Genomic DNA, 21,616 nt, shown 5'->3' with positions numbered 1-21,616 from the left:
CTTTTTAAAAGTAAAATGATGCAGAATAGACACAGCGAAGTGGTAGTTCAGTTGGTTAGACTTTCTATTGGAGAGCTTAGCGGCCTGTCACACCGGGGGACGTGTCGCTCTAAAGGTTAATAGAAAGTCCCGTTAACGTAGCCACTATACTAAGAAAGCTCTAATCGAAAGATTAGGGCTTTTTTACGTCCGGATAAAAGTAAGATGATACAGAATAGACACTGCGGAGTGGTAGTTCAGTTGGTTAGACTTTCTATTGGAGAGCTTAGCGGCCAGTCACACCGGGGGACGTGTCGCTCTCAAGGTTAATAGAAAGTCCCGTTAACGTAGCCGCTATATTAAGAAAGCTCCAATCGAAAGATTAGGGCTTTTTTACGTCTGAATAAAAGTATAATTATGCGAGTAGATACTGCGAAATAGGCAGTTTAGTTGATTAAGCTTTTTATCTCCTTCTTCATCCTGTATTCTTTTTATATCAATATTTCAAGGATGATTTTATGCGCTTCAAGCCTCTCCTGTTTTCTTCTATTTTTTTATATCTATTTTCTTCAGTGGCATTAGCTGATGAAACTCGCCCTAAAATTGGGTTGGTGCTTGCTGGCGGTGGAGCAAAGGGTGCTGCTCATATTGGGGTACTTAAAGCACTAGAAGAAATGAAAATCCCCATTGATTATATTACAGGTACCAGTATGGGGGCTTATATTGGGGGATTATATGCATCAGGTTTGAGTGCCGATGAAATAGAAGCTTTTATTGATACCGTTAATTGGAATAGTGGCTTTGTTGATAAAGTAGAGAGAAGCGAGAGGGAGATTAGAGATAAAGAATATGAAGATCGTTATCAAATAGGAACTGATATTGGTTTTTCGTTTACAGAATTAAAAGCACCAAAAGGCTTTGTACAAGGCCAAAATATGGCAAGCATCCTTCGTTTAACTTCAGGAAATGTATCCTATCTACAATCATTTGATGATCTTCCTATCCCTTTTCGAGCTGTGGCAACAGATATTGAAAATTTAGAGCCTGTTATTTTAGATAAGGGGAATCTCGCTGAAGCTATGATGGCCAGTATGTCAGTTCCTGGTGCATTACCTCCAGTAGAGTACGAAGGCCGCTTATTGGTTGACGGCGGTAGTGTGAATAATATGCCTGTTGATGTAGCTAAAGATATGGGAGCAGACATCATTATTGCTGTTGATATTGGGTCTGATTATTTAGAAGCAGAAGACATATCTAGTTACTTGTCTGTTATGGGACAATTAACAAATTATATCGTAAAAAATAGTACAAAAGAGCAAGAAAAATTATTAAGTACTGATGATATCCTTCTTGCTCCAAATGTAGGGAAAATGGAAACAGCTGAGTTTAATAAGATGCCTTTCGCATATGGGAAGGGCTATGATATTGCTTATGAGCAACATTTAAACTTAGATAAATTAGTATTACCACCTGCTGAATATCAAGCATATTTAAAAGAAAAAGAAGAAAAAACACGAAAACTAAAAAGAGGTGATAGCCTTGAAATAGAGCATATCACTTTAAATAATAACAGTTCATACAGCGAACGTATGTTGTTAGAGTATTTACAAATAGATGAAGGCAAAACCTACTCTTCTGATGAATTAGAAGCCAAGGTGAGAGCTTTGTATACGATTGATAGGTTTGAAAGAATAGATTATTTTTATCAGACAGCCAATGATGGATCTACAGAACTCGTTGTTGATGTAAATGAAAAAAGTTGGGGACCAAATTATTTAGATTTTCGTTTTTCATTAGAAGATGACTTTTATAATCAAAGTAAATACTCGCTTGGTTTTTCTATCAATTTTACAGATATTAACATAATTGGTTTATCTGAAAACAGTTCTGAGTTAAGGACAAATTTTGAATTAGGTACAGATAAGTTGATGCAAGCAGAGCTATATACGCCTTTTCTTAGTAATCAATTATTGTTTTCTTCTTTAAAAGGGACTTATAGCGTTACTCAAACTCAATTTAGGCCAACTCCTACTCTTGATAATATAGATAACTACCTACCAACTGAATATAACGAACTTGAATTTGAAGCATCTCTAGGTATACAACCCGCGCTTTGGAGTGATTTTAGGATCGGGGGGAGATATACAACGGGTGATTTAGTTTTAAATATTATTCCAGATTATAATAGTGATTATGAGAGACAAGGAATATTTGCACAATATCGTTTAGATACGTTGGATAATTTTACTTTTCCGACTAAAGGTTTTTATTTATTTACTGAGTATTTATATAGCGAAGATACATTAGGCGAAATTAGTAGTAGCGATACGATTGATGATTCAGTTGTAGAGTTAACCGTTAATGGGCGATTTGCTTATACAATAAAGCGTCATACTTTAGTCGTGCACGGTGAGTATGGTGTTGTAGAAAATAAAAATGGAGGTATTCCTCTTGAGCCTAAATCTCTGGGGGGCTTTCTACATTTATCAGGAATATCAAAAGACAGTTTATCTGGTGAGAATTTAGCATTTGCAAGTTTAGTTTATCGTTATCGTTTAATGGACAATGATTTTGGATTATTCCAGTCGCCTATATATTTAGGTGGATCTCTTGAGCAAGGAAGTGTCTGGAATGATGAACATTTTAGTGATGCCCCTATGTATGCAGCAGGCTCTATTTTTGCAGGAATAGACTCACCAATAGGCCCTATTATTTTCGCTTATGGTCGCACAGAGCAAAATCATGAATCAGTATATTTAAGTATTGGTGCAACTTTATAATGTTTAAAAGTGCGCCATAAGTCGTATGTTGTTTGATGTGGTGAGATTTTAATTTTGAGTTAAATTTGATATCATCTCGCCACATTTTTAGTCTATTCCGATACATATTCTCTTGTTTTATTGAGATTTATAACAGAATTAAAAAGTTAATGGATATAAACTGAATTGTTTCCAAGGATGTTTACTCATTAAGAGTAGACCAGAAAGTGAGGAATTAAGTCGTGCTTGAAGCTTATCGTAAACACGTCGAAGAGCGTGCTTCAGAAGGTGTGGTCCCAAGACCATTAGATGCTGAGCAAGTAGCAGCATTAGTTGAATTAGTAAAAAATCCACCGCAGGGTGAAGAAGAATTTATTCTTGATTTGCTAGAAAATCGCATTCCACCGGGTGTTGATGAAGCGGCTTATGTAAAAGCGGGCTTCTTAACTGCAATCACAAAAGGTGAAGTAGCGTCTCCATTAGTTAGCAAAGCAAAAGCGACTGAACTGCTTGGTACTATGCAAGGTGGTTACAACATCGAATCTTTAGTCTCTCTACTTGATGATGCAGAACTTGCTCCAATCGCTGTTAAAGCATTGTCTCATACTCTACTGATGTTCGACGCATTCTACGATGTAGAAGAGAAAGCGAAAGCAGGTAATGCTTCAGCACAACAAGTACTTCAATCTTGGGCTGATGCTGAATGGTTTACTGCTAAAAATAAAGTAGCAGAAAAAATTACTGTTAAAGTATTTAAAGTCACTGGTGAAACCAACACCGATGACTTATCTCCAGCACCGGATGCGTGGTCACGTCCAGATATTCCAGTACACGCAAAAGCGATGTTGAAGATGGAACGTGATGGCATTACTCCTGATGAACAGGGTAGCGTTGGTCCAATTGCTCAAATTGAAGAAATGCAAAAAGAGGGTATCCCACTGGCTTATGTTGGTGATGTTGTTGGTACGGGTTCTTCACGTAAATCGGCAACAAACTCAGTACTTTGGTTTATGGGTGAGGATATCCCATTCGTACCAAACAAGCGTACTGGTGGTGTTTGTCTTGGTGGTAAAATTGCACCAATCTTCTACAACACAATGGAAGATTCAGGCGCACTACCCATTGAACTGAACGTACAAGACATGAACATGGGCGATGTGATTGATATCTACCCGTACGAAGGTGTTGTTCACAAGAACGGTTCTGTGATTTCAAACTTTGAGCTAAGCAAAGTACTTCTTGATGAAGTGCGTGCTGGTGGCCGTATTCCACTGATCATCGGTCGTGGCTTAACAAGTCGCGCTCGTGACGCTCTAGGTCTAGCTGAAACGGATCTGTTTGCTAAACCAATCGATCCATCGGCATCTGATAAAGGCTACACGCTAGCTCAGAAGATGGTTGGTAAAGCATGTGGCGTTGAAGGTGTGCGTGCTGGTCAGTACTGTGAGCCTAAAATGACGACGGTAGGCTCGCAAGATACTACTGGTCCTATGACGCGTGATGAGCTTAAAGATCTGGCATGTCTTGGTTTCTCAGCAGACCTAGTAATGCAGTCTTTCTGTCATACATCGGCATACCCTAAGCCGGTTGATGTAAATACTCACCATACGCTACCTGATTTCATCATGAATCGTGCGGGTGTTTCACTGCGTCCGGGTGATGGTGTTATCCACTCATGGCTAAACCGTATGCTTCTGCCTGATACTGTAGGTACTGGTGGTGATTCGCATACTCGTTTCCCTCTAGGTATTTCATTCCCTGCTGGTTCTGGCTTAGTAGCATTTGCTGCAGCAACAGGCGTAATGCCTCTTGATATGCCTGAATCTATTTTGGTTCGTTTTAAAGGTGAAATGCAGCCAGGTATCACGCTACGTGACCTAGTACACGCAATTCCTTTATACGGCATCAAGCAAGGCCTTCTGACAGTAGAGAAAGCAGGCAAGATTAATGAATTCTCAGGTCGTGTACTAGAAATTGAAGGTGTTGAACACCTATCTGTTGAGCAAGCATTTGAGCTTTCTGATGCATCGGCTGAGCGTTCTGCTGCAGGTTGTACCGTTAAGCTTTCTGAAGAGTCTATCTCTGAGTACTTGAACTCAAACATCGTTATGCTTAAGTGGATGATCGCTGAAGGCTACGGTGATGTTCGTACGATAGAGCGCCGTATCACAGCAATGGAAGAGTGGCTAGCGAACCCTGAGTTGCTATCTGCTGATTCAGATGCGGAATACGCGCACGTTATTGAGATTGATCTTGCTGACATCGATCAACCAATCCTATGTGCACCAAATGATCCAGATGATGCTCGTCTTCTTTCTGATGTTCAAGGTACTGAGATTCAAGAAGTGTTCATCGGTTCTTGTATGACAAACATTGGTCACTTCCGTGCTGCAGGTAAGATGTTAGAAGAGTTTAACGGCTCACTAAATACTCGCCTATGGGTGGCTCCGCCAACGAAGATGGATAAAGACCAACTGACAGAAGAAGGCTACTACGGTATCTTCGGTCGTGCTGGGGTTCGTATTGAAACTCCGGGTTGTTCATTATGTATGGGTAACCAAGCTCGTGTTGCTGACAAGTCGACAGTAATGTCTACCTCTACTCGTAACTTCCCGAACCGTTTGGGTACAGGTGCGAACGTTTATCTGGCTTCTGCCGAACTTTCTGCTGTTGGTGCGATTCTTGGCCGCATTCCAACGAAAGAAGAGTACTTAGAGTACGCTGAGAAGATCAATGCAACAGCTGCAGATACATACCGTTACCTGAACTTCCATAAAATGGGTCAGTATACAGAAAAAGCAGATACGGTTATCTTCCAAGAACCCGCTTAATCTTTGTTTATAAATGAAAAAAGCAGCCAAATCGGCTGCTTTTTTATTGCGTTGAATCTTAATACCAATCTACATAAGTATTTGATCATTCTTGCTTGTTAAAATCGATTATATCTGCGTTATACCTTTCTCTTGCAAAAATCAGGTGTAATTAGAACCACTAGTTACTGTAATTTATGCCTTGCTCTAATCGATTTTTCCTACGCAATTATCTGAACAACTACTTATCCAGAATGGTATAAGTTAATTATTTTTAATGTTCATAGAGTAAATAGCAGCGACATTTCTTGCTGTATTTTCAACATTAATAGCGGCTTCTTTTAGCGCTGTTTCTAATGATACAGAGCGGGGAACAACACTGAATACTGCATCAATACCATATTCATGAACAATAGCGCAATCATCAGATAAGCAACCAGCAATACCAATAACAGGTAAATCAAACTTTTTCGCTGTTCTTGCTACACCAATAGGCGTTTTGCCATGAATGGTTTGGCTATCGATACGCCCTTCACCTGTAATCACTAAATCTGCTTTAGCCAGCACATCACTTAAATTAACTGCGTCCATTACGATTTCGATACCAGGTCGAAGCGTGGCATCAAATAAACCAAGTAACGCAGCACCAAGGCCACCTGCAGCACCTGCGCCTTCAGTATCTTTTACGTCTTTATTCAATTGTGATTTCATCACATCAGCATAATGATTTAGGTTTGAATCTAATGTTTTGACCATTTCTGGTGTCGCCCCTTTTTGTGGGCCAAATACGAAAGATGCACCTTTAGGGCCACATAATGGGTTATCGACATCGCACGCGACTTCAAGCGTAATATCATCAAGACGAGGATCTTTATTTGAAGTATCGATCGTTGCAAGGTGTGCTAATGAACCGCCACCAAAAGCAAGATCATTACCATCTTGATCCTGCAATTTAATACCAAGTGCTTGAGCCATACCAATGCCGCCATCATTAGTCGCACTGCCACCAATTCCGACAATAATGTGTTTTACACCTTTATCGAGAGCCGCTTTAATTAACTCGCCAGTACCATAGGTTGTGGTGTGTAAAGGGTTACGCAAACTTGGCTCAACAAGGTGTAAGCCTGATGCAGCAGCCATTTCTATAATTGCGGTTTGGCCATCGCCAAGTAACCCATAAAATCCAGTTACTTTCTCCCCAAGAGGTGCTGTAACTGTATGTTCAATGATAGAACCACCAGTAGCGTCAATGAGTGATTGAACTGTCCCTTCACCGCCATCGGCCATCGGTAATTTAATATATTCTGCGTTAGGTAATACTTGTTTAAATCCAGCTTCAATTGCCGTAGCGACTTCCATCGCCGTTAAACTTTCTTTGTATGAGTCAGGAGCAATAACAATTTTCATAATAAAGCCTTATTAAACAAATAAACCGAAAACACCAAAAATAAGAGTAGAAACAGTAGCGATCATAAGACCTACTGCTGATTCATATGGGATAAGTTTTAAACGCTCTTTCATGTCCATGTGAACTGCGCCACCTGTTGCATGAAAGAAGCTGCCGTGTGGCATGTGATCTAATACTGTCGCACCTGCGTGGATCATTGCAGCACCAGCAAGAGCGGGAACCCCAAGTTCTAAAATAGTATGACTAAAGACACTGGCTGCAACTGCTGTACCTGCGGTCGTTGATGCCGTCGCGAGTGACATCATTGCCCCTGAAATTGGTGCTAATAAATAAGAAGGAAGACCTGAGGCGGTTAATACATCAATCAGCCCTGATTTAAGTCCAGAGTTCGCAATAATTCCTGCAAGAGTACCAGTACCAAGTAGCATTACCGCAACTGGAGCCATACGAGAAAGACCTGATACAGCAAAGTGATTGGTGTCTCTAAAGCGTCCCATAGCAACGGCACCTAACAAGCCGCCAAGTGGAAGTGCAATGAGTGGGTCAACGTTAATTCCAGCGATAGGACGTAAAGCAAGAAGGCTAATAGCTACAAGAGGTGCGACGATTGAAGTAACGAAACTTGGTAAGCGAGAATGATCAACTGCTACGACTTCGTGCTCTTGAACTTTGCTGCCTTTGTTAACTAATTTCTTAGCGATGAAGTAAGCGAAAACTAAGCCGAATAAGCCAGGGATCACACCCGCTGCCATTACTGACGTTAAAGGAACATTAAATGCGTCAGCTGCTGCAATGGCGTTTGGATTCGGTGACATAACGTTACCCGCTTTACCACCACCAACCATAGCTAATAGAATCGCCATTTTGGAAAGATCAGCACGACGAGCAATGGCCAGTGCAATAGGAGCCACAGTGATAACAGCAACATCAACAAAAACCCCAACGGCGGTTAAGATCATTGTAGCTACCGCTAAAGCCAGTAAAGCTCGAGTCTCTCCGACTTTCTTTACAATGGTTTCAGCAATAGAGGTTGCGGCACCAGATTCGATTAGAACACCAGCAAGAACACCAGCAGCTAGAATACGAAGCACAGCAGTAACAATACCTTGAGCGCCACCGATCATTAAGTTAACGGTATCTGTAAGTGATACACCACCAATAACACCACCGATTAAAGCACCAATGATCATGCCATAAGCCGGTGGTACTTTTTTCAAAATGAGTGTTATTGCAACGGTTAAGGCGGCGAGTGCACCTAAAGTCGATACTTCGATCATATTAACGTTCCATTTAATAATTAAGATGTCAGTAATCTATCTTTAAGTGTGGAAATAAGCTTTAGACGAATGAACAAATTTTATCGTCTGGGTAGAGCTTTGATTGTGCAGTTGCACAAATCTGTATTATGTATAACTTGATAGCGTTGATAAATATAAATAAGTGCGATCATTTATCTTATTGATATCTAATGATGTTTCTTGTTGTATTTTGTCTATTCGATAGCGAAGAGTATTTCGATGAATATGAAGCGTATTGCAGGTTTGAGCTGAATCACAATTATGACTAAAAAAAGCTCGAAGCGTTTTAATTAAAATACCTTTTGTATCGCTGGCCATTAATTTTTGGATTGGAAGGGCGAGTTGTTCTGAACGCCATGCATCGGTTTGTAAGCCATCAATTAAAACAGGCAAGACATTATCTTGGTAAAAAAGAATACGACTTTTTGAATTGGCAGTATTCATGGTGGCTTTGGCTGTCATATAAGATTGCGCCAGCCCTTCTAGATTTGGAAAGTAATCACCAAGTGCTATTTTTATTGTGAACTTTTCATCATGAGAGATCCTTTGGAAAAGTTGGCGAATACGTATCTCTTCGTGCGATCTATTCCAACCGTTATCCGTCAATGTAATTGGTTTCAACACCACAACTTCATTTAATGTCACTGAACTGATCGCGACCAAATTATCGCGCTCAGGGTATTCAAGTAAATGAACTAACTTTTGTAAGTGAGTAAGAGAAAGGTTTTCTCCTTTAAATGAGTCAACCTTAATAATGGTAGCGATTCGAGGTTGATGAAGATCGAGCTCTAAGCGTTCAGCAATTGAATACAGCTGTTGAGTATTGAGATCTGAGGGTTGAATTAGCTGTAAAACCAACTCTTCCTTATGTCGTTTCGACCACTGTATCTCTGTCATTAATGCCGCTTGCTCTATGATTAGCTCAGCGGTCATTTTTACTAATTCACCGTATTGTTGAATATCTGTTGGGTGGCCTGAAATACCAACTACACCAATGATGTGATTTTGGAAAATAATAGGCAAGTTGATCCCCGCTTTTACCCCACGTAATTGCTGGGCTGTAGAGTGATCTATTTCGACAATGCGATTTTCATTAATGGCTAAAATAGCGCCCTCATGACGGCAATTGAGTCGAGATGGATCGCCAGAACCAATAATGACACCAAATTCATCCATCACATTGACAGAATGCTTGATGATTTTCATTGAGCGTTCAACGATTTGTTTTGCGATCACGGTGGTTAGTTGCATGGTTGAATCTCTTTCATCATGGAATAAGGGCTTAGCTATAAAAATACTAGGGATAGGATTATACTGGAGGAAAATAGCTCAGCATTGTCTTTGGTTAAAAACGTGTGAGCTAACGTCAATTATCGTAAGGGTTTCCGATGGATTACGAATTTAAAAAAAATACACTCGATGGCACTTATCATGCAAACTTTTCTATGGGGCATGAAGCCATGGGACGTTGGTTGGTGGAAGATGTCGCAAAAGATACCGAACTATTGGCGGAGTTGTATCAGCAAATAGCAGCAGTAAAAAATACTCAAGACGAATGGAAACGCTCAGGAAAGGTGATGACACTTATCCTAAGTGATCAAGAAGTTATCGTGCAGGAAAACGTGCTGTTTGAAAACTCAGAAGAAGAGTTTGAAGAAGATATTCATATGTATGACGATGAATGTATTTCAGTATGTGGGTTAGAGGACTTTGAAACTATGCTCCAAAGTTGGGAAGCATTTATTCGACGCTTCTGATATTAGTTGTTACTGCTCAATACTAGGGAAAGGCTGCACTTATTTAGTGCAGCCTTTTTTGGTTATTGGAAATGGATAACACTAACATATTGAAATTAATGTATTTTTAAAGTTGGCATATGAATTGAATTGTTAAATATAAGTTGCAAATAATTCAAGGACTGAAGCATGAAAATAATCAATGCCATTATAAAGCCATTTAAATTAGATGATGTACGTGAAGCGCTTGCTGATGCTGGCGTCGATGGAATGACGGTATCAGAAGTAAAAGGGTTTGGTCGTCAGAAGGGTCATACAGAACTGTATCGTGGCGCTGAATATCAAGTCGATTTTTTGCCAAAGGTAAAACTTGAAATTGCCGTTCAAGCAGAGCATGTAGATAACATTATTGAGGCGATTACAAAAGCTGCGCATACCGGAAAAATAGGTGATGGTAAGATTTTTGTGTATGACCTTCAACAAGCGGTGCGTATTCGTACTGGCGAAACTGACACTGAAGCACTTTAAGGATAGAGGAAACAATTATGGAACTTTCAACAACCGTATCAGAACTTCGTTATGCCCTAGATACCTTTTTCTTTTTAATGTCAGGTGCTTTGGTTATGTGGATGGCAGCAGGTTTTGCCATGTTAGAGGCGGGCTTAGTTCGCTCAAAGAATACCACGGAAATATTAACTAAGAACTTGTGCTTATATGCGATTGCTTGCACTACGTATTTAGTTGTCGGCTATAACATCATGTATGTCGATAATACGGCGGGTGGGATTATGCCCTCTATTGGCGCTTTAATTGGAACTCAATCAGAAGGGGCCGATCATTCACTAGAGTCTGACTTCTTTTTCCAAGTGGTTTTTGTTGCTACAGCAATGTCAGTAGTATCTGGTGCAGTGGCTGAACGTATGAAACTTTGGTCTTTCCTTGTGTTCTCTGTCATCTTAACGGCCTTTATTTACCCAATGGAAGGGTATTGGACATGGGGTGGTGGCTTCTTATCTGAAGCAGGATTTAGTGACTTTGCCGGTTCTGGTATTGTACATATGGCTGGTGCTTCAGCCGCATTAGCTGGTGTGCTATTACTTGGTGCACGTAAAGGTAAGTACGGTAAGAAAGGCCAAATTTACCCAATTCCTGGTTCTAACATGCCACTGGCAACATTAGGTACCTTTATCTTATGGTTTGGTTGGTTCGGATTTAACGGAGGTTCTCAATTAATGATTTCAGATTTTGAGAATGCAACTGCAGTAGGTCAAATCTTTTTGAATACTAATGCTGCAGCTGCAGCTGGTGCAATCACAGCGTTATTCGTATGTAAAACTACGTGGGGCAAAGCGGATTTAACTATGGTATTAAATGGTGCATTAGCTGGGCTTGTAGCGATTACCGCGGATCCTTTATCCCCGTCTCCATTAGCGGCTGTGAGTATAGGTGCTGTTGCTGGTGCATTGGTTGTCTTTAGTATTGTTGGTTTTGATAAAATTAAGATTGATGATCCAGTGGGCGCGATTTCTGTCCATGGTGTATGTGGCTTATTTGGTTTGATGGTTGTTCCACTTAACAATGCAGATGCAACCTTTGGTGCTCAACTATTTGGAGCTGTGGTTATTTTTGCTTGGGTATTTGGTGCTAGTTTAGTTGTTTGGGCGATATTAAAAGCAACCATGGGCATTCGCGTATCAGAGGATGAAGAGCTTGAAGGGATGGATGTACATGACTGTGGTATAGATGCTTATCCAGAATTTGTTAGTGTGAAATAAAGCGTAGTTAATATTTATTTACAAATTATGAAGCCTCAACATAAACAATGTTGGGGCTTTTTTAGTAAATAATGCGTGAGATCATTGCCATTTAAGAATTGATTTGTATAATAGCGATATTGATAAGTATTCTTATTACCATTTGTAACTAGAGAAATATTAAAGGAATATCATGAAAAAGTTATTATCAGTTTCTGCACTAATCGCAGGTATGTTTGCACCAAGTGTTATGGCTGCTGAAGAAGTTAATGTTTACTCTTACCGTCAGCCTTTCTTGGTTGAGCCAATGTTTAAAGAGTTTACCAAAGAGACTGGTATTAAAGTTAACGTGAAATTTGCTAAAAAAGGCTTGGCTGAGAAGCTAGCTCAAGAAGGTGAATTAAGCCCTGCTGATGTTATATTAACAACAGATATTAGCCGTCTTGCTGAGTTAACAAATAAAAATCTAGTTCAACCAGTAGACAGCAAAACGATTGATGCTAACGTTCCTGCTCAATACCGTGATTCAGATGATGAGTGGTTCGCATTAACGCTACGTGCTCGTAACGTATATTCATCTCGTGACCGTGTTGGTAAGTTAGGTGCTGATTTTGATTATGCTGATTTAGCAAATCCTGAGTGGAAAGGTAAAATCTGTACTCGTAGTGGTAAGCATCCTTACAATGTTTCTCTTGTTTCTTCTATGATTGCTCATCATGGTGAAGCAGAAGCAAAAACATGGTTAGAAGGTGTAAAAGACAACTTAGCTCGTAAACCACAAGGTAATGATCGTGCTCAAGTTAAAGCGATTAAAGAAGGTCTTTGTGATCTTGCTTTAGGTAATAGTTACTACCTAGGTAAAATGGTTAACGATCCTAAACAAGTGCCATGGGCAGAATCGGTATACATTAATTTCCCAAATCAAAATACTGATGGTACTCATGTTAATGTGAGTGGTATGGCGATGGCTAAATACGCACCAAATAAAGACAATGCATTAAAACTAATGGAATTCTTAACCGGTGATGTTGCTCAAGGTATGTACGCTGAAGTGAACTATGAATACCCAGTAAAACCTGGTGTTAAACGTTCTGAGTTAGTTGCATCTTGGGGGGATTTCAAAGCCGATACACTATCTCTAGATGCGATTGCAGATAACCACACTAAAGCAATTAAACTTTTAGATGAAGTGAAGTTTGATCTTTAATTTGATATTTACTATTGGTGAGGTAACAATACCTCACCATTTAAAAAAGAGCCTTGCAGTTTAGGCAATGAAAGAAAAATTATTATTCTGGAAAACCAGTAGTTGGAGTTTATCTCTACTACTGGTTTTGCCGATCTTAGCGATCCTATATACCGCACTAGGTAATACCGATGATATTTTTACTCATCTGTTTAATACTGTGTTACCTACCTATACGTTAAATACGGTGTTATTAGTATTTGGTGCGATGTTCTTTTCCTTAATTTTAGGGGTTCCTTCTGCATGGTTCATGGCCATGTGTCGCGTACCTTCCTCTTCTATTTTGCAGTGGGCGTTGGTGCTTCCTTTAGCAATGCCTGCTTATATTGTTGGCTATATCTACACCGATTGGTTAGATTTTGCTGGACCTATCCAAGTATTACTTCGAGATATTACCGGGTGGCAATCCTACGGGGATTATTGGTTCCCTGATATTCGTACCTTAACCGGTGCTATTCTTGTGATGTCTTTGGTTCTTTATCCCTACGTATATTTACTTGCTCGTGCTGCATTTATGGAACAAAACATCAGTTTGTTGCAATCTGCTCGTCTACTGAAATGTACACCTTGGGAAAGTTTTAAACGTATCTCTTTGCCTCTTGCAAGACCTTCTATTGCGGTGGCTTTATCTCTTGTAGCGATGGAAGCGTTAGGAGATTTTGGTACGGTTAGCTACTTTGCGGTTAATACGTTAACGACGGCGGTTTATGATACGTGGTTAGGCTACTCGAATTTGAATGCGGCTGCGAAAGTGTCCGCATTTATGTTGATGGGGATCCTATTGCTCATCAGTGGTGAACGTTATAGCCGTCGTAAACAAAAAATGTTCCAAGAGAAGTTTAATACCAATGAAGAATTTCAATATGAACTTCATGGTTGGAAAAAATGGGGCGCATTTACTTGGTGTTGGGGATTGGTTTCCATCGCATTTATTTTTCCGTTGTTACAATTGATTAGTTATTCGTTTCATTACTTTGAAGAGAGTTGGACGGCAGAGTTTCAAGAGTACGCAATAAACAGCTTATACGTATCTTCTATTGCTGCCGTTATCGCTGTCATTATTGCTTTGGTGGTGAATTTTTTACACCGTTTACAACCAAATAATAAATGGAGTGTAATGCCAATGCGTTTGGCATCTCTTGGCTATGCAGTTCCAGGAACCGTACTTGCCATTGGGGTCATGCTACCAATGATTGGGTTGGATCATCTTGTTAATGATATTTCAAAACAATTAGGTTTTGGAATGGTTGGCTTAATTTTCTCTGGTTCAATCTTTGCACTAATCTTTGCATCTGTGACACGTTTCTCAGCAGTAGCTATTGGATCGATTGAAAGTAACCTTAATAAAATTCCTCCTTCATTGGATATGGCATCACGCACTTTAGGTTGTGGAACATGGTCGATGTTACGTCGAGTGCATTTTCCATTAATTCGTCGTGGTTGCTTGATTGCTGGGTTATTAGTCTTTATTGAAACCATGAAGGAGTTAAATGCGGCATTGCTATTGCGTCCATTTAATTTTGAAACGCTTGCAACGTATGTATTTAACTTTGCTTCTGACGAGCAATTAGAAATTGCAGCAATGCCTGCAGTATTATTGGTTTTAGTTGGCTTGATCCCATTGATTATAGTTAACCGTTCTCTGGAGCAACATCATTAATGAATTCTGCATTATCTATCTCTAATTTGACTTGTCGTTATCATGATCAAGATATCCTGACTCAGCTATCACTAAATGTTGAGTCTGGTGAAATAATCTGTCTACTTGGGGCGAGTGGTTGCGGTAAAACAACATTATTAAAAGCGATTGCTGGTCTTTTACCTTTATCTGAAGGTGAAATGAATCTTAATGGAAAGGTGATTACTGACAGTGATACCTGGTTACCACCAGAGCAGCGAAATATAGGTATGATCTTTCAAGATTATGCATTGTTTCCCCATCTTACGGTAAATGAAAATATCGGTTTTGGCTTAAAGAGCTGGGAAAAGCAGCGAGCGATAGAAAAAGTTGAATCTATGCTTCATCTTGTGCATTTAAGTGGCTTTGGAGATCGTTATCCTCATCAATTATCAGGTGGTCAACAGCAGCGTGTTGCTATTGCAAGAGCACTAGCCAGTGAGCCAGACCTTCTGCTATTGGATGAACCATTCTCTAATATTGATACTCAAGTACGTCATGATTTAATTAAAGAAATCCGCCGTATTTTTAAAGCTCAAGGTGTAACTGCAATTTTCGTGACCCACAGCCGTGAAGAGGCCTTTGCTTTCTCTGATAAATTAGCGGTAATGAACCATGGTGTGATAGAGCAGTTTGGCAGTGCGAATGATTTATACTATTCACCAAACAGTCGCTTTGTTGCTGATTTCTTAGGTGGTGGCTCGTACGTATCAGGCATGATTGATCAAAATGGCAATATTGAAACTGCCGTTGGCTTCATTTCTTGTGGTCGCAGTTCTGATGATCTTAATAAAAAAGCAGACGTGTTGCTTCGTCCACAGAATATAACCTTGTATCGAGATAATGCGGGAGAGGCGGTAGTGCAAGAGCTGCAATTCATGGGAGATACTTGTCGTTATATTGTTGAGCTTAATGGCACTCAACTGATTGGTGTTTCTAATGACGCATTATCGAATGGGGAGAAAGTGAGAGTGGATATTAAACCTCATTGCCCAATTGTTTTTGTTCAAGAAAATAAATAAAAAGAACCCAGCTAATCGACTCAAGTATTAGCTGGGTTAATTCTTTAGAATTTTGGTTTTAGTTAAAACGTAGAAACTAAAGAGAAAGGAAAGCTTTCATTTGATTCAGTACTTTTTCTGCTGTTAGTTGGTCTTCCATTTCAGCAAAAATTCTTAGCAATGGCTCTGTTCCTGAGAAGCGAGCAATCACCCAACCACCATTTTTGAAATAGACTTTCGCACCATCTTCATAGCTTACTTTTTCTATTTCGTATTCAAATTCAGGCAGTTGTTTTTCAATATAAATTTTATTGTACAGTGCTTCTTTTTCACTTGATTTAAAAGTACAGTCGCCTTCGGCTGTGTAGGCATAACCATATTTAGCATAAATTTCATCAAGCATTTCAGAGAGTTTTTTACCCGTCACACTGATCATTTCAACAAGCAAACTTGAAGCAAATACACCATCTTTACCTTTAATGTGACCACGAATAGTTAAGCCACCCGAGCTTTCACCACCAAGTAAAGAATCATCCGCTTCCATTTGTGAACTAATATGCTTAAAGCCTACCGGAACCTCAAAGCTCTTTTCACCGTGATCCGCGGCAACTTTATCTAATAAGTGAGTGGTCGCGATATTACGCACAACAGAGCCTTTCCAGCCTTTGTACTCAAGTAGGTAATAATAAAGTAGCAATAGCACTTCATTTGGATGAATAAAATTACCTTTCTCATCAATGATCCCTAGACGGTCAGCATCACCATCGGTGCCAATACCAATGTCATAGCCATCATGAGCAACTAAGTGCTTTAAGCGATATAACGTAGCTGCATTTGGGGATGGCATAAGACCACCAAAAGAAGGGTTTTCGCCATCATTGATAACGTCAACATCACAACGAGCACTGATTAATACAGTTTGTAGAGCATTTTTTGCTACACCAAACATAGGATCGATCAGTACACGTAAATTCGCTTTTTTAATGGCTTCCATATCGATAAAGTTAACGATGGAATCAACGAATGCGTTCATTGGATTGATGATTTCAATACAACCATCATTTAATGCATCTTCAAAATCGACACTGCTGACATCTTGCTGCGTCAAATGAGCAATTTGTTGCTCAATTTTTTGAGTGATTATTTCATCAGCATCGCGGCCGCCTTCAATGAAGACTTTAACGCCGTTGTAATCAGCAGGGTTGTGAGAGGCTGTAATGCAAGCCGAGTAAATACATCCCATCTCTTTTGCTTGAAACATAACAATTGGCGTTGGGACAAATCGGTCAATAAAACTGACTTTAATGCCATTGGCTGCGACAACTTCAGCAAACCATTTACCTGCTTTATCTGAAAGAAAGCGACGGTCATAACCGATAACAAAGCCTTTTTCTTGCGCTTGTTCATTGATCATAATATTAGATAGGGCTTGAGCAACAAGGCGTACATTGTCTTTAGTGAATTCTTCACCAATGAAAGCACGCCATCCGCCAGTACCAAATTGAATCATTGTAAATTCCTTTTAGAGTAAGGAGCTTGCAATAAGCTCCTTACTTTTATCATTTAAATTAAGCGTTAATTAAACGTACTTAACCCATGATTACGATAACGTCGTTCACACTGCCTTCTGCTTGAACAGGGACTGCGCCATTAACTTCTTCGCCATTAATCGTGATAGATTGAACGCCTTTACTTACTGAGTTAGGGTTCTTAACTTGAATGTTGTATGTCGCACCACGCCATTGACGAGTCACCGAGAACTCAGGCCAATCAGTTGGAATACAAGGATCAATCGTTAACCCTTCAAATCCAGCACGTACACCAAGAATAAAGTTAGTTACTGCGAAGTAAGCCCAACCAGAAGTACCTGTTAACCAAGGGTGGTTAGCTCGGCCATGATCTTGATGATCTTTACCCATAATAAATTGTACGTATGAATATGGTTCTGCAACACGCTTTTCAATCATGTCATTTTGGTTGTATGGGTTTAGTGCGTCGTAGAATTTCATTGCACGGTCACCACGACCCAGTTTCGCTTCTGCTACCCAAGCCCATGGATTTGGATGGGAGAAGATTGCACCATTTTCTTTTACGCCTTGGTAAACACGAGTAACAAAACCGATATCATCGTTTGGTGTTGCGAATGAAGGTGAATTTAGGTGTAAGCCGTATTCTGAGAATAAGTTCTCATCAACCGCATCCATCGCTTTCTCACCGCGCTCTTGAGATACAGCACCAGATAAAACCGCTAAGGTGTTTGATTCAAGGTGAACACGGCCTTCAGTTTGCTGTGCCGTACCAATTTTATCGCCATCTTTGGTTAGACCACGAATGTACCAACCGCCTTCTTCATCCCAAAGATGAGTTTCACACGCTTCGCGTACATTAGCTGCCATTTCCGAGTATTTAGTTACATCAGCGTCATTATTACGGAATTTTGCTAAATCTAGGAATTCTTCTAATGCCCAGAAATGTAAGAATGAAACCATTGATGATTCACCACCACCCAAGTTCAAGCAGTCATTCCAGTCAGCACGTAAACCTTTACAAATACCAGTACGACCAACGTATTCTGCTGAGAAATCTAACGCCGCTTTCATGTGCTCATAAACAGTAGCGTTACCGCCATCAGCGTATGGGATCACTTCGTCGAAGAAAGAGTGTTCGCCAGTTTCCATTACATATTTGATGATCGTCGGAACGATCCATAAATGGTCATCAGAGCACGTATCTTCAATACCGTGGATCTTATCGTCATCCGATGGAGTAGGAACAACGGTTGGTGATTTTGATGGTTTCACGTCTGCTTTTGCAGGATCGAACCAGTCAGGATCAAATAGGTGTAGACCGTAACCCGCTTTAACTTGGCCACGTAATAAGTCTACGATACGTTTGCGAGTCATTTCAGGGTTTGCATGAGGTACAGAGATCGCATCTTGAGCGGTATCACGGTAACCAAGACCCGTACGTCCGCCTACTTCGATGAATGAAGCAAAACGAGACCAAACCACACAGGTTTCAGCTTGATACAGTGTCCAAGTGTTGATCATTGTATCCAAACCTTCGTTTGGTGATTTAACTTGGAACTTATCGCAACGCTCGCTCCAGTGATCTTTAATCTCTTGGAAAGCGGCATCAACATTAGCAACGTCTTGGTATTTTTGACGTAGGCGCTCACCGTTGCCTTTGCCTAGACCAAGTACGTAAGCAAAACGAACTTCTTCACCCGGTTGAATAGTAAATTGCTTATGAAGCGAACCACAGTGGTTGTAACAGGTTTGTGCTGAGTTAGAGCATTGACCTTTTTCAACCGCAATTGGGTTTGCTTCGTCACGGTATGCGCCTAAGAAGCTGTCACGTTGACCGTCGTATGAGTCAGGATCAAACGTAGATGCTAAGTAGTAGAAACCTTCAAAATCATTGGTGTTGTAGTAAAGATCGTATTCGATCACACCTTCATTGTAAGAAGTACCTGCAGAGTACAATGACATTTGGTGGTTTTGGTTATCTGATTGGATATGGCTGAATGAGAATTCAACAAAAGAGAATGCAGAGATAACACGAGGCTTATCGCTAGTATTCTTAATAATCACATCCCACACTTCAGCGTCTTCACCTTTTGGAACAAATAAGGTTTTAGTCGCTTCAATGCCATTGTAATCACATTTGAATTTAGAGTAAGACAGGCCGTGACGAACTTCGTAGCTTGCTTCATCTAAGCTTTTTGCTACAGGTTGCCATGAGATTGACCAGTAATCGCCTGTTTCATCATCACGTAAGTAAACATAGTGTCCAGGGCGATCAAATGTGCCGTTTGGACGGAATTTAGTAACACGGTTGTACTCTGGAGAGTTATAGAAAGAGTAACCGCCAGCATTGTGAGAAATAACCGTACAGAATTTCTCTGTACCTAAATAGTTAGTCCATGGTGCTGGTACGTCAGGGCGAGTGATTACATATTCACGGTTATCGTTATCAAAAAAGCCGTATTTCATTGTTTTATCCTTAACTAAAATACTAATAATTGGGTGACTTATGGTTGACGGAAATTAATACCCTGACGTGTTAGGGTTGGTAATCGTCCATTTAACCTTGATAAAAAGTCTGTCCAGTTTCTGTGTTGTTTTTGTGTCCACATACCTTCAGACATTGCTAAAAGGCGTGGGAAAATCATGTAGTCCATACGCTCTTGGTTATTGATGATTTCACACCAAAGCGCGCATTGAATGCCAAGAATTCGTTTACGAATAGGGTCGTTATCAGCAAGTTCTGCTAATGGTTCATAGTTATATGCATCTTCAAGAGGAAGTACATTAGCCCAATCTACTCCTGGTTCTTCAGGAGCATAATCTTGAGCCATATCTAAGTAAGTCGTTTGTCCAGGTTGAAGCACTACATCAAAGCCTTGTTTAGCACAGTTAAGTGCCGCTTCTTCGCTTAACCAAGAATAAATAACTGTGTCTTTACTCACTTTATTGCCATGTTGAGCTTCTTCCCATCCAAGCATTCTTTTACCAAGCTGCTTTAATTTAGTTTCAGCATGACGAAGTAGGTGGCCTTGAAGTTCTACTGGATCGCTATAGCCTTGTTGTTCCATTAGTTCTTGGCATTTTTGGCTGTCTGTCCAAACGCCTTTTGGAACTTCATCAGCTCCGATATGAATATATGGAGCAGGGAAAAGTGCAGCAACTTCTTCAAGTACCGTATCAATAAAGGTGTAAGTTCCTTCTAATGCAGGAGAAAGTACATTGTCTGTGTAATGTTGGATACTGCGATAATTTGAGTGATCGTCGGTATCAACTAATAAATGAGGTAGTGCTTTAATAGCTGCGCGACAATGCCCTGGGATATCAATTTCAGGGATCACGGTAATACCACGAACTTCAGCGTAAGCGATCACCTCTTTAATTTCTTCTTGTGAGTAAAAGCCACCATGAGAGCTAGCAACATGCGTATATTGAGGCTCTAAAAGATGGTTAGAACCACGCCAAGCACCAACTTGAGTTAATTCTGGAAATGCTTTGATCTCAACGCGCCATCCTTCATCATCAGTGAGGTGCCAATGGAAAACATTGAATTTGTATTGAGCTAATTGATTGATTAAACGCTTTACTCGTTCAAGTGGATGGAAGTGTCTTGCGCAATCTAGCATCATGCCACGGTAGTGAAAGCGTGGCTGATCTTTAATTTTTACACATGCTACTAACTGTGTTTCTTCATTAATTAATTGTAATAACGTAGCACAAGCATGAGCAAAGCCTTCAGTTGAACCGGCATGAAGAGTGACTTTATCTTCTGTCACTAAGACTTGGTAAGCTCCTCTGTCAAGAGTTGGGTTCGCAATAAATTGGATCTTTCCACTCTCACTAATAGGATGACTTTTTGATGTAATTATCTCTAGCTCTTCACTTAACCATGTTGCAGGCCCTTCTGCTAAGTGAGTTTGAATTTCTAGCGAAACGTCATTTAAATTAAATAATCCATCAAGACGCTGCACTGATTCTGGTTTTGGAATTAATGATAATTCAGCGGGAGCCACTCTTGGTATTTGAGTTCGTTTAGTATGTGGTGATGCTAATACTATTGGAGAGATTGAAACCTCTAAAAATTGAGGTTTTTCGCTATCGGCAATGAATATCGCTGCATCATCAAGACCATCAGAAATAAAACGAAAAGGGGCAGTACCAATACTGAATTCAATGTAGTAATGGTTGTTTGCTTTTAGTACTTGGTTAACATTTGGAATGAGTTTGCAGAAACTACCCACTTGTTCCAAAGTGCCTTGAGTATTGCTATTTGGTGCAATAAAGCGATCAATCGTAAAATGAAATTGCCAATGATGAAGATCCACATCGCTTAAATTATGCAATGTTAAGCCAAAGCGACTTAAATTATCTTTTTCAGATAAGACTACGAGGTCTACACGATAATCCATCATCTTTTATCC

General features: G+C 40.0%; 14 protein-coding genes. 8 read left to right on the top strand and 6 right to left on the bottom strand.

Translation table 11 applies throughout. From position 1 onward, the window contains the following. The first annotated feature begins 497 nt into the window (after positions 1-497). Positions 498-2,759, top strand: coding sequence for a patatin-like phospholipase family protein (locus PVK70_RS15540; RefSeq protein ID WP_130048905.1), 2,262 nt, complete (start codon positions 498-500; stop codon positions 2,757-2,759). 221 nt (positions 2,760-2,980) lie between these two features. Then, a complete protein-coding gene (gene acnB, locus PVK70_RS15535; RefSeq protein WP_130048904.1) occupies positions 2,981-5,569 on the top strand; it encodes a bifunctional aconitate hydratase 2/2-methylisocitrate dehydratase in 2,589 nt (862 codons plus the stop codon). A 243-nt stretch (positions 5,570-5,812) separates the two neighbouring features. Here the strand turns inward: acnB and PVK70_RS15530 are convergent, their stop codons facing one another. From PVK70_RS15530 to PVK70_RS15520, 3 genes are all read right to left on the bottom strand, one after another. Then, on the bottom strand, positions 5,813-6,955 hold the full coding sequence (locus PVK70_RS15530) for a glycerate kinase (RefSeq protein ID WP_130048903.1): 1,143 nt from the start codon (positions 6,953-6,955) through the stop codon (positions 5,813-5,815). Positions 6,956-6,967: 12 nt separating this feature from the next. Next, a complete protein-coding gene (locus tag PVK70_RS15525) occupies positions 6,968-8,233 on the bottom strand; it encodes a GntP family permease (RefSeq protein WP_130046224.1) in 1,266 nt (421 codons plus the stop codon). 126 nt (positions 8,234-8,359) lie between these two features. After that, positions 8,360-9,505, bottom strand: a complete 1,146-nt coding sequence (locus PVK70_RS15520) for a sugar diacid recognition domain-containing protein (protein ID WP_130048902.1) — start codon at positions 9,503-9,505, stop codon at positions 8,360-8,362. A gap of 137 nt (positions 9,506-9,642) precedes the next feature. Here PVK70_RS15520 and PVK70_RS15515 point away from each other — a divergent pair, with 137 nt between their 5' ends. The 6 genes from PVK70_RS15515 to PVK70_RS15490 all read left to right on the top strand — a co-directional run bounded on the left by PVK70_RS15515 (position 9,643) and on the right by PVK70_RS15490 (position 15,690). After that, complete coding sequence (locus PVK70_RS15515; protein ID WP_130046222.1) at positions 9,643-10,011, top strand: YacL family protein; 369 nt, start codon at positions 9,643-9,645, stop codon at positions 10,009-10,011. A 168-nt stretch (positions 10,012-10,179) separates the two neighbouring features. Then, on the top strand, positions 10,180-10,518 hold the full coding sequence (glnK, locus tag PVK70_RS15510; protein WP_060994159.1) for a P-II family nitrogen regulator: 339 nt from the start codon (positions 10,180-10,182) through the stop codon (positions 10,516-10,518). 17 nt (positions 10,519-10,535) lie between these two features. After that, positions 10,536-11,765 (top strand): ammonium transporter, encoded by a 1,230-nt coding sequence (locus PVK70_RS15505; RefSeq protein ID WP_130046221.1) that lies wholly within the window; start codon positions 10,536-10,538, stop codon positions 11,763-11,765. A gap of 172 nt (positions 11,766-11,937) precedes the next feature. Beyond that, positions 11,938-12,951 (top strand): Fe(3+) ABC transporter substrate-binding protein, encoded by a 1,014-nt coding sequence (locus PVK70_RS15500; protein WP_130046220.1) that lies wholly within the window; start codon positions 11,938-11,940, stop codon positions 12,949-12,951. A 67-nt stretch (positions 12,952-13,018) separates the two neighbouring features. Further along, positions 13,019-14,650, top strand: coding sequence for an ABC transporter permease (locus tag PVK70_RS15495; RefSeq protein WP_130048901.1), 1,632 nt, complete (start codon positions 13,019-13,021; stop codon positions 14,648-14,650). Continuing rightward, positions 14,650-15,690, top strand: coding sequence for an ABC transporter ATP-binding protein (locus PVK70_RS15490; RefSeq protein WP_130048900.1), 1,041 nt, complete (start codon positions 14,650-14,652; stop codon positions 15,688-15,690). Before PVK70_RS15495 ends, PVK70_RS15490 begins: the two co-directional genes overlap by 1 nt. A gap of 76 nt (positions 15,691-15,766) precedes the next feature. On the opposite strand, the gene PVK70_RS15485 is transcribed toward PVK70_RS15490, so the two are convergent. The 3 genes from PVK70_RS15485 to PVK70_RS15475 all read right to left on the bottom strand — a co-directional run bounded on the left by PVK70_RS15485 (position 15,767) and on the right by PVK70_RS15475 (position 21,604). Beyond that, positions 15,767-17,179: a phosphoglucomutase/phosphomannomutase family protein gene (locus tag PVK70_RS15485; protein ID WP_130046217.1), complete on the bottom strand. Its 1,413-nt coding sequence runs from the start codon at positions 17,177-17,179 to the stop codon at positions 15,767-15,769. A gap of 79 nt (positions 17,180-17,258) precedes the next feature. Next, positions 17,259-19,664, bottom strand: coding sequence for a GH36-type glycosyl hydrolase domain-containing protein (locus tag PVK70_RS15480; protein ID WP_130048899.1), 2,406 nt, complete (start codon positions 19,662-19,664; stop codon positions 17,259-17,261). 38 nt (positions 19,665-19,702) lie between these two features. After that, a complete protein-coding gene (locus PVK70_RS15475) occupies positions 19,703-21,604 on the bottom strand; it encodes a beta-N-acetylhexosaminidase (RefSeq protein WP_165367227.1) in 1,902 nt (633 codons plus the stop codon). Between the last annotated feature and the right edge of the window lie 12 nt (positions 21,605-21,616).

Source organism: Aliivibrio sp. A6, assembly GCF_028765505.1.
In the GTDB taxonomy this organism is placed as follows: Bacteria; Pseudomonadota; Gammaproteobacteria; order Enterobacterales; family Vibrionaceae; genus Aliivibrio; species Aliivibrio finisterrensis_A.
Note: the sequence above shows the minus strand (reverse complement) of the source record. Positions and strands in the feature narration are given on the sequence as shown.

Coding starts and splice junctions, on each gene's coding strand:
- PVK70_RS15540 (WP_130048905.1), top strand. CDS start 498: ATGCGCTTCAAGCCTCTCCTGTTTTCTTCTATTTTTTTATATCTATTT.
- PVK70_RS15530 (WP_130048903.1), bottom strand. CDS start 6,955: ATGAAAATTGTTATTGCTCCTGACTCATACAAAGAAAGTTTAACGGCG.
- PVK70_RS15525 (WP_130046224.1), bottom strand. CDS start 8,233: ATGATCGAAGTATCGACTTTAGGTGCACTCGCCGCCTTAACCGTTGCA.
- PVK70_RS15520 (WP_130048902.1), bottom strand. CDS start 9,505: ATGCAACTAACCACCGTGATCGCAAAACAAATCGTTGAACGCTCAATG.
- PVK70_RS15515 (WP_130046222.1), top strand. CDS start 9,643: ATGGATTACGAATTTAAAAAAAATACACTCGATGGCACTTATCATGCA.
- glnK (WP_060994159.1), top strand. CDS start 10,180: ATGAAAATAATCAATGCCATTATAAAGCCATTTAAATTAGATGATGTA.
- PVK70_RS15505 (WP_130046221.1), top strand. CDS start 10,536: ATGGAACTTTCAACAACCGTATCAGAACTTCGTTATGCCCTAGATACC.
- PVK70_RS15500 (WP_130046220.1), top strand. CDS start 11,938: ATGAAAAAGTTATTATCAGTTTCTGCACTAATCGCAGGTATGTTTGCA.
- PVK70_RS15495 (WP_130048901.1), top strand. CDS start 13,019: ATGAAAGAAAAATTATTATTCTGGAAAACCAGTAGTTGGAGTTTATCT.
- PVK70_RS15490 (WP_130048900.1), top strand. CDS start 14,650: ATGAATTCTGCATTATCTATCTCTAATTTGACTTGTCGTTATCATGAT.
- PVK70_RS15485 (WP_130046217.1), bottom strand. CDS start 17,179: ATGATTCAATTTGGTACTGGCGGATGGCGTGCTTTCATTGGTGAAGAA.
- PVK70_RS15480 (WP_130048899.1), bottom strand. CDS start 19,664: ATGAAATACGGCTTTTTTGATAACGATAACCGTGAATATGTAATCACT.
- PVK70_RS15475 (WP_165367227.1), bottom strand. CDS start 21,604: ATGGATTATCGTGTAGACCTCGTAGTCTTATCTGAAAAAGATAATTTA.